The 12,339-nt window shown below is 75.8% G+C and carries 10 protein-coding genes and 1 pseudogene; 5 read left to right on the plus strand and 6 right to left on the minus strand.

Features of this window, described 5'->3' with window-relative positions:
* Window positions 1-812: 812 nt before the first annotated feature.
* The 3 genes and pseudogenes from ACHZ99_RS29455 to ACHZ99_RS29465 form a co-directional block, all read right to left on the minus strand.
* Entirely contained in the window at window positions 813-1,616 is an 804-nt protein-coding gene (locus ACHZ99_RS29455) for a methyltransferase domain-containing protein (RefSeq protein WP_420307856.1), read from the minus strand.
* Window positions 1,613-2,395: a TIGR04282 family arsenosugar biosynthesis glycosyltransferase gene (locus tag ACHZ99_RS29460; protein WP_420307857.1), complete on the minus strand. Its 783-nt coding sequence runs from the start codon at window positions 2,393-2,395 to the stop codon at window positions 1,613-1,615. The genes ACHZ99_RS29455 and ACHZ99_RS29460 overlap by 4 nt, the downstream gene beginning before the upstream one ends.
* A gap of 185 nt (window positions 2,396-2,580) precedes the next feature.
* A pseudogene (locus ACHZ99_RS29465) lies at window positions 2,581-3,273 on the minus strand (glycosyltransferase family 2 protein); the annotation flags it as partial.
* A 123-nt stretch (window positions 3,274-3,396) separates the two neighbouring features.
* On the opposite strand from ACHZ99_RS29465, the gene ACHZ99_RS29470 reads away from it, so the two are divergent.
* Together ACHZ99_RS29470 and ACHZ99_RS29475 are read left to right on the plus strand one after the other, a co-directional pair.
* Window positions 3,397-4,248 carry a response regulator transcription factor gene (locus ACHZ99_RS29470; protein ID WP_420307858.1) on the plus strand — a complete coding sequence of 284 codons (852 nt, stop codon included), beginning with the start codon at window positions 3,397-3,399 and terminating at the stop codon, window positions 4,246-4,248.
* Window positions 4,245-5,393, plus strand: coding sequence for a sensor histidine kinase (locus ACHZ99_RS29475; protein WP_420307859.1), 1,149 nt, complete (start codon window positions 4,245-4,247; stop codon window positions 5,391-5,393). The genes ACHZ99_RS29470 and ACHZ99_RS29475 overlap by 4 nt, the downstream gene beginning before the upstream one ends.
* 3 nt (window positions 5,394-5,396) lie before the next feature.
* Here the strand turns inward: ACHZ99_RS29475 and ACHZ99_RS29480 are convergent, their stop codons facing one another.
* Window positions 5,397-6,491, minus strand: a complete 1,095-nt coding sequence (locus ACHZ99_RS29480; RefSeq protein WP_420307860.1) for an NAD-dependent epimerase/dehydratase family protein — start codon at window positions 6,489-6,491, stop codon at window positions 5,397-5,399.
* 168 nt (window positions 6,492-6,659) lie between these two features.
* Here ACHZ99_RS29480 and ACHZ99_RS29485 point away from each other — a divergent pair, with 168 nt between their 5' ends.
* The gene (locus ACHZ99_RS29485; RefSeq protein ID WP_420307861.1) at window positions 6,660-8,069 is read left to right on the plus strand and encodes a family 2B encapsulin nanocompartment shell protein; all 1,410 of its coding nucleotides are present in this window, start codon (window positions 6,660-6,662) and stop codon (window positions 8,067-8,069) included.
* An 89-nt stretch (window positions 8,070-8,158) separates the two neighbouring features.
* Here the strand turns inward: ACHZ99_RS29485 and ACHZ99_RS29490 are convergent, their stop codons facing one another.
* Entirely contained in the window at window positions 8,159-10,531 is a 2,373-nt protein-coding gene (locus ACHZ99_RS29490; protein WP_420307862.1) for a phosphoketolase, read from the minus strand.
* Window positions 10,532-10,744: 213 nt separating this feature from the next.
* Here ACHZ99_RS29490 and ACHZ99_RS29495 point away from each other — a divergent pair, with 213 nt between their 5' ends.
* Together ACHZ99_RS29495 and ACHZ99_RS29500 are read left to right on the plus strand one after the other, a co-directional pair.
* On the plus strand, window positions 10,745-10,939 hold the full coding sequence (locus ACHZ99_RS29495; protein ID WP_027753143.1) for a hypothetical protein: 195 nt from the start codon (window positions 10,745-10,747) through the stop codon (window positions 10,937-10,939).
* Window positions 10,940-11,125: 186 nt separating this feature from the next.
* Window positions 11,126-11,365 carry a DUF397 domain-containing protein gene (locus tag ACHZ99_RS29500; RefSeq protein WP_420307864.1) on the plus strand — a complete coding sequence of 80 codons (240 nt, stop codon included), beginning with the start codon at window positions 11,126-11,128 and terminating at the stop codon, window positions 11,363-11,365.
* Window positions 11,366-11,781: 416 nt separating this feature from the next.
* Here ACHZ99_RS29500 and ACHZ99_RS29505 read toward each other — a convergent pair whose 3' ends face one another.
* The gene (locus ACHZ99_RS29505; protein ID WP_420307865.1) at window positions 11,782-12,276 is read right to left on the minus strand and encodes an ATP-binding protein; all 495 of its coding nucleotides are present in this window, start codon (window positions 12,274-12,276) and stop codon (window positions 11,782-11,784) included.
* Window positions 12,277-12,339 lie beyond the last annotated feature (63 nt).

The following is a 12,339-nucleotide window of genomic DNA, read 5'->3' on the forward strand; positions in this document are numbered from 1 at the left end:
GCCGGAGAGGGCACAGGGGGCGGACGGGATGCACGGGCCGGAGGGCGAGCACGGGCCGCATGGCGAGCAGGGGTCTCATGGCGAGCCGGGGCCGGGCGGCGGGCACGAGGCGAACGGCGGCGCGCGGGAGCCTGACGGGGTGCGGGACCCGGGAGGCGCGGGCGGGCCCGGCGGCCGGGCCGCGCCGGGAGGGACCGGTCCGGCCGCGAACGAGCCTGGATCCGCCGCGCCCGCGCCGGAAGGGAGCGTTCCGGCCGCGGACGAGCCGGGTTCCGGGGCGCCCGAGCCGGGTTCCGCCGCGCCTGCGCCGGGTTCCGCCGCGCCCGCGTCGGGAGGGGCCGGTCCGGGTGCGGACGAGGCGGGGGGCGGGGCCCGTACGGCAGGCGGCACCGCGACCACCCGCCGGGGCCGTGCCGCGCACGCCCCCGGCGCCACCCGCGCCCGCGGGCCCGCGGCCCTGCGGCGCCTGCTCGCGCCCGGGCCGCTGCCCACCCTCGTCCTCCTCCTCGCCTCCTTCGCGCTCACCGGCTACGCCGGTGTCCGCCTCTTCGACAGGGAGCCCTTCGCCGTCGCGCTCTGGCTGGCCGGTGCGGCGGTGCTGCACGACCTGGCGCTGGTGCCCGCGTACTCGCTCGCCGACCGCGGCGCCCAGCGCGTCCTGGGCCCGCGGCTGATCAACTACGTCCGCTTCCCCGCGGTCGTCTCCGGACTGCTGCTGCTCGTCTACTTCCCGCTCATCACCCGCCAGGTCGGCGGCTACGAGCGCAAGACCGAGCTGCCCGCCGACGTCTACCTCCAGCGCTGGCTGCTGCTCACCGCGGCGCTGTTCGCGGCGTCCGCGCTGGTGCTCGCAGCGCGGCGAACCGTCGGCCGCCCGCGGTCCAGCGGTCCTCCTCCCGCCAGCGGCCGGCCGCCGCGTACCGCAGCAGGGCGGGCAGCCCGACCCGGGCCCAGGGGAAGGGCGGGCCGTGCGGGGCGCGGTCCGGGAGAAGGGCCTCCCGGGGGCCGCGCGCCCCGTCCGTGACGTGCACCTGCACCCGCTCGTCCACGTCGTCGTCCGCGGCGGCCTCCACGACCAGCCGGCCCAGGGGGCGCAGCAGCGCGGCGGCGCGGTCGAGGAGGGCGGCGGGGTCGCCGCCGATGCCGACGTTGCCGTCGATGAGGAGGGCGGTGCCCCAGCGGCCCTCGCCGGGCAGCGGTTCGAACACCGACCGGCGCAGCGCGGCGGCGCCGCGCGCGCGGGCGTGCTCGACGGCCTCGGTGCTGACGTCGATGCCGAGCGCGGGGCGGCCCAGCTCGGCGAGGGCGGCGACGAGCCGGCCGGGGCCGCAGCCGATGTCCAGCACGGGCCCGGTGCAGCGGCGCAGCACGGTCACGTCGGCGCCGTCCGGCACTCCGCACCAGCGTTCCACTTCGAGCGGCAGCAGCCAGCCGTCGTGCCGTCGGAGGAAGAGCGGGCCGCCGCCGTTGCGCAGGGCGTGCGCGTAGGGGTCGGCGCCGTCCCAGGCGGCGGAGTCGGCCGCGGTGTCGGTCGCGAGGTCGGCCGCGGTGTCGGTACCGGTGTCCGCGGTGGGGGTGGCGGGCCCGGCCGGGCCGCGGGGCGGGGGCACGATCATCGGGCGGCCCGGCCGGGTGCGGTGCGGGCGCGGGCGGTGTCGTCGACCGCCGCGCCGGGCCCGGTGCCGGTGAGCGCCGGGCCGTCGACGGCCGTGGTGTCCGGGGCCGTCGACGGCGCCGACCGGGTGCCCGCCGCCCGGTCGCGGGCGGCGAGGCGGCGGGCCGTCGCGGCGAAGCGGCCGTGCGGGGCGGCGTCGGCGACCAGCGGGACGTCCGCCGGGGTGTCCACGTCGCGCAGCGGCGGCAACTCCCGTACGCGCAGGCCCGCCCCCAGCAGCCGGCGGTGCTGCGCGGCACCGGTCCGGGCCGTCGACATCGGCACGCCGCGCAGCAGCTCCGGGTCCGGCCGCGCGAGGCCCAGCGCCCAGAAGCCGCCGTCGAGCGCCGGCCCGAGGTAGGCGTCGCAGGCCGACCAGGCGTCGTCGGCGAGGGCGGGCGCGAGCAGTTCGGCGGTGAGCTGCGGGGTGTCCATGCCGACGAGCAGCGTCGGGCCCGTGCAGCCGCCGAACGCGGCGGCGAGCCGCTCGTCGAGCCCGCCGGCGGCCTGCGGTACGACGTCGAAGCCGGGCGGCAGCCAGTCGCCGGGGCTGCCGTCGAGGGCCAGCACGCGGCGCCGGGCGGGCAGGTCGCGTACGACGGCGAGGGTGTCGGCGAGCGCCGCCTCGGCGAGCTGCGCGGCTTCGGCGGGGGCGTACGCGGGGGTGAGCCGGGTCTTGACCCGGCCGGGGCGGGGCTCCTTGGCGATGACGAGGAGGGTGACGCCGTCACCGCCGCTCACCGCGCCGCCCCCGTAGCCCGCTCCTCGGCGGCCCCCGCGCCGGCGCCGCGGACGGCGCCGCCCGCGACTCCGGCCGCCGGGCCGCCGGCACCCCCGTCGCCGGCGGCCCGGTCACCTGCGGCGCCGGATTCCCGCGCGTCCGCGCCGGGGCCGGTCGGCGCGCCCGGGCCCGCCGCGTCACCCGGGCCCGCCCCGGGACCCGCGCCGGGGGGCGACTCCGCGCCCGCCGGGGCCGTCCGCAGGACACCCCGCATGTCGTGGACCGCGTGCCAGGTCCCCCGCCACGTCCCCGTCACCTTCGACCGCCCCGTCCGGGGCGCGTACGGCACGTCCAGCTCGGCGATCCGCCACCCCGCGTCGGCGGCGCGCACCACCGTCTCCAGCGGATATCCGCTGCGCCGGTCCGCCACCGCCAGCTCCAGCAGCGCCGCCCGCCGGGCGGCCCGCATCGGGCCCAGGTCGTGCAGCCGCACCCCCGTGCGGCGGTGCAGCATGCGGGCCAGCGCCACGTTGCCCGCCCGGGCGTGGAGCGGCCACGCGCCGCGGGCGGTGGGGCGGCGGCGGCCGAGGACGAGGTCGGCGGTGCCCGCGGCGACCCGCTCGGTGAGCCGGGGCAGCAGGCCGGGGTCCAGGGAGCCGTCGCAGTCGCAGAAGCAGACCAGCTCGGCCGTGGCCGCCCTGAGGCCCGCCGCGCAGGCGGCGCCGAAGCCGCGCTGCGGCTCGGGTACGACGGTGGCGCCGAGTTCGCGGGCGAGGTCGCCGGAGCCGTCCGTGGAGCCGTTGTCGACCACGATCGCGCGCCAGCCGGCGGGGATGCGGGACAGGACCCAGGGCAGCGCGGCGGCCTCGTCCAGACAGGGGAGTACGACGTCGGTCATGGCCACCACCCTACGAGCGCAAAAAGAACATAACGGACGCAAGGTTCTTACGAATCACGGACGTCGCCGGTCGCCATCCGTTCGGCCTCTGCCCACCGACCCCACCCGTGCCACGCTGGCAGCATGGACTCCGTCCCCTCTGGCCGGTCCCGGCCACCCGGAAGCCCGGCCCGCGTGCTGGTCGTCGACGACGACCCCACCGTCGCCGAGGTCGTCGCCGGCTACCTCGACCGCGCCGGCTACGCCGTCGACCGCGCCGCCGACGGCCCGCAGGCGCTCGCCGTCGCCGACGCCGGCCGGCCGGACCTCGTCGTCCTCGACCTCATGCTGCCCGGCATGGACGGCCTGGAGGTCTGCGCGCGGCTGCGCGCGGAGCGCCCCGTACCGGTGATCATGCTCACCGCCCGCGGCGACGAGGACGACCGCATCCTCGGCCTCGAACTGGGCGCCGACGACTACGTCACCAAGCCCTTCAGCCCGCGCGAGCTGGTGCTGCGCGTGGACTCGGTGCTGCGCCGGAGCCGCGCTGTCACGCCGGCGCAGCCCCGCGGCGGCCCCCACGGCGGCGAGCTGCGCGGCGCCGGGCTCACCCTGGACCCCCCGGCGCGCCGGGCCGCCAAGAACGGGGCCGAGCTGGCGCTGACGCTGCGGGAGTTCGACCTGCTCGCGCACTTCCTGCGGCACCCGGGGCGGGTGTTCGGCCGGGAGGAGCTGATGCGGGACGTGTGGGGCTGGGAGTTCGGCGACCTGTCGACGGTGACCGTGCACGTGCGGCGGCTGCGCGGCAAGGTCGAGGACGACCCGGCCCGGCCGCGGCTGCTCACCACGGTCTGGGGCGTCGGCTACCGCTTCGACGCACCGCCCGCCCCCGCCCCCGCTCCGGGCACCGGCCCCGAGCACGCCGCCCACACCCACACCCACACCGACACCGGCTCCGGCTCCGGCACCGACCCCGCCCCGGGCGGACACCCATGAACGACATCCTCCTCATGGCGGCCTTCGCCTTCCTCGGCGCCGCCGTCGCCGGCGTCCTCGGCGCCGTCGCCCTGCGCCTCCTGCGGAACCGCTCCCTCGTCGTCTCCGTCTCCGTCGTCGCCGCGACCGCCGTCACCGCCATGCTCCTCGGCACCCTCGCCGTGGCCAACGCGATGTTCCTGTCCGGCCACGACCTCACCGTCGTCAGCATCGTCATCCTCATGGCCGCGGTCGTCGCCCTCGCCACCGCCGTCCTCCTCGGCCGCTGGGTCGTCGCCCGCAGCAACGCGCTGGCGGCGGCCACCCGCTCCTTCGGCGACGCCTTCGCCGACGGCGGCTCCTTCGCGCCCCCCGCCGGCGGCGCCACCGCCGAGCTGGCCGCGCTGAGCCGGGAGCTGGCCGCGACCGCCGGGCGGCTCGCGGCGTCGCGGGAGCGGGAGCGGGCGCTGGACGCCTCCCGGCGCGAGCTGGTCGCCTGGATCTCGCACGACCTGCGTACGCCCCTGGCCGGGCTGCGCGCCATGGCGGAGTCGCTGGAGGACGGCGTGGCCGCCGACCCCGGCCGCTACCACCGCCAGATCCGCGCCGAGACCGAGCGCCTCGACGCCATGGTCGGCGACCTCTTCGAGCTGTCCCGCATCCACGCGGGCGCCCTCGCCCTCGCCCCCACGCGGATGTCGGTGTACGAACTCGTCGGCGACGCCCTCGCCGGCGCCGATCCGCTGGCGCGCGAGCACGGCGTACGGCTCGTCGGCGAGCCGCCGGCGCCGGAGCCGGCCGCCGCGGTGCCGGTGGAGGTCGACGGCAAGGAGATGACCCGGGTGCTGGGCAACCTCCTCGTCAACGCCATCCGCCGCACCCCCGCCGACGGCACGGTCGCGGTCGCCGTCCGGGCCCGGGCGGGCGCGGGGGTGGTCGTCTCGGTCACCGACCAGTGCGGCGGCATCCCGGAGGAGGACCTGTCCCGGGTCTTCGACACCGGCTGGCGCGGCAACCACGCGCGTACGCCCGTGCCGCCGGCGGGGGCCGGGCTGGGGCTGGCGATCGTGCGGGGGATCGTCGAGGCGCACCGCGGGCGCGCGGAGGTACGGAACGTGCCGGGCGGCTGCCGCTTCGAGGTCATCCTCCCCACGGCCCCGGGCTGACCGTCAGGGGGCCGCCGGTGCCGCCGGGGCCGCCGGAGCCGCCGCAGCCAGCGGCGACTTCGCGAACTCCGTCACCCCCTCCTCGAACCCCACCACCGGCCGCCACCCCAGCTCCGCCCGCAGCCGCGCCGAGTCCGCCGTGATGTGCCGCACGTCCCCCAGCCGGTACTCGCCCGTGACCACCGGCGCCGGCCCTCCGTACGCTGCCGCCAGCGCCGTCGCCAGCTCCCCGACGGTGTGCACGTCCCCGCTGCCCGCGTTGTACGCCGTGAGCCCCCCGGCGCCCGCCCCGGCCCGGTCGTCCCCGTACACCGCCTCCAGCGCCCGGACGTTGGCCTCCGCGACGTCCCGTACGTGCACGAAGTCCCGCCGCTGCGCCCCGTCCTCGTACACCCGCGGCGCCTCCCCCCGCTCCAGCGCCGAGCGGAAGAAGGAGGCGACACCGGCGTACGGGGTGTCCCGGGGCATCCCCGGGCCGTAGACGTTGTGGTAGCGCAGCGACACCGCACGCGCGCCGGTGACGCGCGCCCACACCCCCGCGATGTGCTCCTGCGCCAGCTTCGTCGCCGCGTACACGCTCCGCGGGTCCGCCGGCGCGTCCTCCGCCACCAGCCCCGCCCGCAGCTCCGCGCCGCAGCGCGGGCACCGCGGCTCGAAGCGCCCGCCGGCGAGGTCCGCCGCCGCCCGCGGCCGGGGCCGTACGGTGCCGTGCGCGGGGCAGTCGTAGCGGCCTTCCCCGTACACGACCATCGACCCCGCGAGCACCAGCCGCCGCACGTCCGCCGCCGCCATGGCGGCGAGGAGCACGGCGGTGCCGAGGTCGTTCACGCCGACGTAGGCCGGCGCGTCCGCGAAGTCCTCGGTGAGGCCGACCATCGCGGCCTGGTGGCAGACGGCGTCGGCCCCGGCGAGCGCCGCCGCGACGGTCTCGCGGTCCCGTACGTCACCGCGCACGTACGCGGCGCCCGGGCCCGGCCCGTCCGGTACGTCCCCGGGGTCTCTCACATCCAGCACCACCGCCTCGTGCCCCCGCTCCGCGAGGGCGGAGACCACGTGCGATCCGATGAACCCGGCGCCGCCGGTGACGAGTACGCGCATGCCGGCGAGCCTAGGGTCGCCGGCCCGGCTCACCGGGTGCTGCCACGCCCTCCGTCACACTCAGGTAAGACACTGCGGCAGCGGCAGTTCTATCCAGCAACCCGGGCGGATACTCCTACTCTTTCGAGCGATTGCTGCCGCTTTGCGGCGAAGCATAGCTTCGGTGCCATGACGACCACGCCAGAAGAAACGTCCGCGTCCGTCGAACCCCCCGCCCGCCTCAGCCTCGATACCGCCGCCGCGCGGAACCTCACGACGACCACCAAGACGCCCCCGCAGATGCAGGGGATCTCCTCCCGCTGGCTGCTCAAGGTGCTGCCCTGGACGGAGGTCAAGGGCGGGGCGTACCGGGTGAACCGGCGCCTCACCCACACCCTCGGCGACGGGCAGGTCGAGTTCACCTCCGTGGGCGACCAGGTGCGCGTCATCCCGCAGGAGTTGCGCGAGCTGCCGCCGCTGCGCGGGTTCGAGGACGAAGAGGTGCTGACGGCGCTGGCCGGGCGGTTCGAGCAGCGGGAGATCGCGCCGGGGGACGCGGTCGTGGCCGCGGGGGCGGCGGCGGACCAGGTGGTGCTGGTCGCGCACGGGCGGCTGGAGCGGGTCGGCGCGGGGAAGTACGGGGACGAGACCGTCCTCGGCGTCCTCGCCGACGGCGACTACGCCGGCGGGGACGTGCTCCTCACCGCCGACGACACCTGGTCGTTCACGCTGCGCGCCACCACGCGCGGCACGGTGCTGGTCCTCGCCCGCGGCGCCCTCGACGAGCTGCTGGCGCAGACGCCGGGGCTGCGCGAGCACCTGGAGGCGTTCCGCGCCATCCCGGCGCAGCGGCAGAACGGCAAGGGCGAGGCCGAGATCGAGCTGGCCTCCGGCCACCGCGGCGAGGCGGAGCTGCCGGGCACGTTCGTGGACTACGAGCTGACGCCCCGGGAGTACGAGCTGGAGGTCGCCCAGACCGTCCTGCGCGTGCACAGCCGCGTCGCCGACCTCTACAACGAGCCGATGAACCAGGTCGAGCAGCAGTTGCGGCTGACCGTCGAGGCGCTGCGCGAGCGCCAGGAGCACGAGCTGGTCAACAACCGCTCGTTCGGCCTGCTGCACAACGCCGACCTCAAGCAGCGCATCCGTACCCGCTCGGGCCCGCCCACGCCCGACGACCTGGACGAGCTGATCTCCCGCCGCCGGCAGACGCACGTGCTGCTGGCGCACCCCCGCGCGATCGCGTCGATCGGCCGGGAGTGGAACAAGCGCGGCATCTACCCGCCGCGTACGGAGTACCTGGGCAGCGAGGTCAACAACTGGCGCGGCATCCCGCTGCTCCCGTGCAACAAGATCCCGATCGCCCCCGAGGGGACCAGCTCGGTCATCGCGATGCGGCTCGGTGACGCGGACCAGGGCGTGGTCGGGCTGCACCAGACGGGGCTGCCGGACGAGATCCGCCCGGGGATGAACGTGCGGTTCATGGGCATCAGCGACCAGGCGATCATCTCCTACCTGGTGAGCACCTACTTCTCCGCCGCGGTGCTCGTCCCCGACGCGCTCGGCATCCTGGAGGACGTACAGATCGGCGCCGGCTGACGGCCCCCGGGCGGCTCCCGGCCGGCCGGCGCGAAAGCCGCGCCGGCCGGGAGCCGCCCCGGCCCCTGCGCCGCTGCCCGGTCCGGCCCTCAGCCGGGCCACGTCCAGTCCGCCACTTCCGGCAGGTCCGTCCCGTGCTCCCGGATCCAGTCGTGGTGCCTGCCCCGTACGTCCTCCATCCGCTGCCGCACCACCGCCGCCCGCACGGCGAGGCCCGGCACCCGGTCGATGACGTCCATCACCAGCCGGTAGCGGTCGAGGTCGTTGCGCACGACCATGTCGAACGGCGTGGTCGTCGTCCCCATCTCCTTGTAGCCGCGCACGTGCAGCTGGTCGTGCGCGGCGTGCCGGTAGGCGAGCCGGTGGATCAGCCACGGATAGCCGTGGTAGGCGAAGATCACCGGGGTGTCCCGGGGGAAGACGGAGTCGAACTCCCGCGCCGTCATGCCGTGCGGGTGCTCCTCGTGCGGCATCAGCCGGGCGATGTCGACGACGTTGACGACCCGCACCGCCAGCTCCGGCAGGTGCGCGCGCAGCAGCGCCGCCGCGGCCAGCACCTCCTGCGTCGGCACGTCCCCGGCGCAGGCCAGCACCGCGTCCGGCGCCTCGCCGGGGCGTTCGGTGCCGGCCCACTCCCAGATGCCGACGCCGCGCAGGCAGTGCGCACGGGCCTGCTCCAGCGTGAGCCAGTCGAACGACGGCTGCTTGCCCGCGACGACGACGTTGACGACGTCGCGGGTGCGCAGCACGTGGTCGGCCACGCACAGCAGGGTGTTGGCGTCCGGCGGCAGGTAGACCCGTACGGCGTCGGGGCTCTTGTTGAGGACGTGGTCCACGAAGCCGGGGTCCTGGTGGCTGAAGCCGTTGTGGTCCTGCCGCCAGACGTGCGAGGTCAGCAGGTAGTTGAGCCCGGCGACCGGCGCCCGCCAGGGCTCCTCGCGCGCGGTCCGGATCCACTTGATGTGCTGCGCCGCCATGCTCGCGACGATGTGCGCGAACGCCTCGTACGACGAGAACAGCCCGTGCCGCCCGGTCAGGACGTACCCCTCCAGCCAGCCCTGGCACAGGTGCTCGGAGAGCACCTCCATGACCCGGCCGTGCGGCCCGTGGTGCTCGTCGGTCGGCTTGGTCGCCGCCTGCCAGGCCCGGTCCGTGACCTCGAACAGCTCCTGGAGCCGGTTCGAGGCGGTCTCGTCCGGGCCGAAGATCCGGAAGTCGCGGCGCCCGGCGGTGTCCGCCATCACCTGCCGCAGCATGGCGCCGAGCACCCGGGTCGGCTCGTGCAGCCGGGTGCCGGGCCGGTCGACGGCGACGGCGTACGTCTCGGGCCCGGGCAGCGGCAGCGCGCGCAGCAGGCGGCCGCCGTTGGCGTGCGGGTTGGCGCCGAGGCGGCGGTCGCCGTGCGGCACGCAGGCGAGGACCTGCCCGTTGGGCCGCCCGTCGGCGCCGAAGAGCTTCTCCGGCTCGTACGAGCGCAGCCACCGCTCCAGCTCCGCCAGGTGCTCGGGGTTCTCGCGCACCTCGGGCAGCGGCACCTGGTGGGAGCGCCAGGTGCCCTCGACCGGGGTGCCGTCGACGTACCTAGGCCCGGTCCAGCCCTTGGGGGTGCGCAGCACGATCATCGGCCAGCGGGGCCGGGTCCGCGTCCCCCGCCCGCCGCGGGCGCGCGCGGCCTGCTGGAACTCGGCGATCCGGTCGAGCGCGGTGTCCATGGCCGCGGCCATGTCCCGGTGCACGCGCGCTGTGTCCTCGGAGGAGGCGTCCCCGCCGACGTGCAGGGGATCGTGCCCGTAGCCGCGCAGCAGCTCGTCCAGCTCGCTCTGCGGGATGCGGGAGAGCACGGTGGGCCCGGCGATCTTGTAGCCGTTGAGGTGCAGGACGGGCAGCACCGCGCCGTCGTGCACGGGGTCGAGGAACTTGTCCGCGTGCCACGACCCGGCCAGCGGCCCGGTCTCCGCCTCGCCGTCGCCGACGACGCAGGCGGCGACGAGCCCGGGGTTGTCGAAGGCGGCGCCGTAGGCGTGCGCCAGCGAGTAGCCCAGCTCGCCGCCCTCGTGGAACGACCCGGGCACCACCGGCGCGACGTGGCTCGGCGTGCCGCCGGGGAACGAGAACTGCCGGAACAGCCGCGCCATCCCGGCCGCGTCGCGCGAGACGTCGGGGTGCACCTCCCCGTAGCTGCCGTCGAGCCACGCCCCGGCGTAGACGGCGGGGCCGCCGTGGCCGGGGCCCCAGACGCAGACGGCGTCGAGGTCGCGGGCGCGGATGACGCGGTTGAGGTGGGTGTAGACGAGGTTGAGGCCGGGGCAGGTGCCCCAGTGGCCGAGCAGCCGCGGCTTGATGTCGCCGGGCGTGAGGGGCTCGGTGAGCAGCGGGTTGCGGGTGAGGTAGATCTGCCCCGCGGCGAGGTAGTTGAGGGCGCGCCAGTGGGCGTCGAGGTCGGCCAGCTCCTGCTTCTTCATCGTCGTCCCGTCGACGGGGGGTGCGGTGGACGGTACGGCCCAGTCTTACGGCCCGGGGGCGCGCCCACCACCGCACGGCGCGCGCCGCGCCCCCGCCCGCCCCGGACGGCCCTCGTACCACCCGAATGGCGGGCACGCCTCGCGCGGGACGAGGGGTACGGGTGGGACAGACTGCCTCGTATGTGGACGGCGAACCCGGGGACCGGTGATCAGATGGCCGTGTCGGTGTCGGTCGTGCTGCTGCTCCTCGTGCTGGCGGTGGTGTTCCTGCGCAGCGGCTCGCTGAAGACCTCGCACGCGGTGGTCTGCGTGCTCCTCGGCTTCTATCTCTCCGGCACCACCGTGGCCCCGACGATTCAGTCCGGCCTGGAGGCCACGGCGAACGTGGTGAGCAGCATCCGCCCGTAAATATGGCCGCGCCGGGAACTAACGGGTACCGCCCCGTGCGTTGAACCCTCGGGGGATGACCTTGGTGGACGCCTGATCGGAATCAAGCGCGCACGCTGTGTGCACGTGCATTTGCGCGTGCACCTAGCCGCCAACACAGCTATGATCCCCGACAGTTGACATTGGCAACCACCTTGGAGAAGCGCTGTGGCCCACGCATACAACGGCATTGCGGCCAGAGATCTTCACGGCGCCGCCTGGCAGAAGAGCCGGCACAGCAACTCGCAGGGTTCCTGCGTCGAGTTCGCCAAACTCCCCGGCGGTGAGATAGCCGTTCGCAATTCCAGATTTCCCGAAGGACCCGCGCTCGTCTACACCCGTGCCGAGGTGGAGGCGATGCTGCTGGGCATCAAGGACGGAGAGTTCGACCATCTCGTAGCTGACTGACCACCCCCCATTTCCCGGCTGCCCGCGCGCTTCCGCCGCCCCTTCGGGGCCCCATGGCAGCCGGCTGTCCTACGGATCCCGGGCCGGGATATCGCCGTCGTCGGCGGCGATCGGGACACACCCCCGATCCGTATGGAATGCCATCGCTCCCTTTCCGTCCGCGAACGGTTTCGGAGCGTGAATCACCCCGTATCCAGGGCGCAGCCATGCGTCATCGCCGCTGCGCACGGACGTACGGGACGTACGGCGGGCACGCGCGGCGGCGCCGCGGAAGGGAAAGCAGCGGTGGGAGCGGGCGCGCGTGCGGCCGCGGCCGGGCGGCGGGGCGTACGGGCTCTACCGGCCGTAGCCGTAACCGGCTGTGTAGCTGTGACTGGCTGTACTGGCTGTACTGGCTGTCCTGGCCGTACGGGCCGTCAGTCGACGGCCTCCGCCGCCGGCGGCAGGTGGAACACCGCCCACACCACCTTGCCGTGCAGCGTGCCGTCCAGCGGGTGCCAGCCCCAGCTGTCGCTGAAGGAGTCGACCAGGTACAGCCCGCGGCCCGACTCGGCGCCCACGTCGGCCACCCCGGCCACCGGGCTCGCGGTGCTCGGGTCGCGTACGGCGCACACCAGCCGCGACGCCCAGCGCATCAGGTGCAGCCGCACCGCCGGGTCCCGCCCCTCGCGGCCGGCCAGGGCGTGCCGGAGCGCGTTGGTGACCAGCTCGGAGACGACCAGCGCGACGTCGTCGCTGAGGTGGGTCAGCTCCCAGTGCCGGAGCGTGGTGTGCGTGAAGGCGCGCGCGCCGCTTACGGATTCGTGGCTGCCGGATATCGCACAGGACGCGGCACCGTCGACGGAGCCGGAGTCCAGCGGGGGCAGCCCTCGCCATAAGGGCGCGAGCACGGCTGCTGCTTCGGTCCCCATGCGCGGCACTCCCCAGTCGCGTGCGTTGTCTGTCGTCACCGTGCGGATGCCTATGGTTCCGAA

The sequence above is a fragment of the Streptomyces sp. MAR4 CNX-425 genome, from assembly GCF_048656465.1.
Lineage (GTDB): Bacteria > Actinomycetota > Actinomycetes > Streptomycetales > Streptomycetaceae > Streptomyces.

Excerpts from the sequence above, each read along its gene's own strand:
- ACHZ99_RS29455 (WP_420307856.1), bottom strand. The coding sequence starts at position 1,616 with ATGATCGTGCCCCCGCCCCGCGGCCCGGCCGGGCCCGCCACCCCCACC.
- ACHZ99_RS29470 (WP_420307858.1), top strand. The coding sequence starts at position 3,397 with ATGGACTCCGTCCCCTCTGGCCGGTCCCGGCCACCCGGAAGCCCGGCC.
- ACHZ99_RS29475 (WP_420307859.1), top strand. The coding sequence starts at position 4,245 with ATGAACGACATCCTCCTCATGGCGGCCTTCGCCTTCCTCGGCGCCGCC.
- ACHZ99_RS29480 (WP_420307860.1), bottom strand. The coding sequence starts at position 6,491 with ATGCGCGTACTCGTCACCGGCGGCGCCGGGTTCATCGGATCGCACGTG.
- ACHZ99_RS29485 (WP_420307861.1), top strand. The coding sequence starts at position 6,660 with ATGACGACCACGCCAGAAGAAACGTCCGCGTCCGTCGAACCCCCCGCC.
- ACHZ99_RS29490 (WP_420307862.1), bottom strand. The coding sequence starts at position 10,531 with ATGAAGAAGCAGGAGCTGGCCGACCTCGACGCCCACTGGCGCGCCCTC.
- ACHZ99_RS29495 (WP_027753143.1), top strand. The coding sequence starts at position 10,745 with ATGGCCGTGTCGGTGTCGGTCGTGCTGCTGCTCCTCGTGCTGGCGGTG.
- ACHZ99_RS29505 (WP_420307865.1), bottom strand. The coding sequence starts at position 12,276 with ATGGGGACCGAAGCAGCAGCCGTGCTCGCGCCCTTATGGCGAGGGCTG.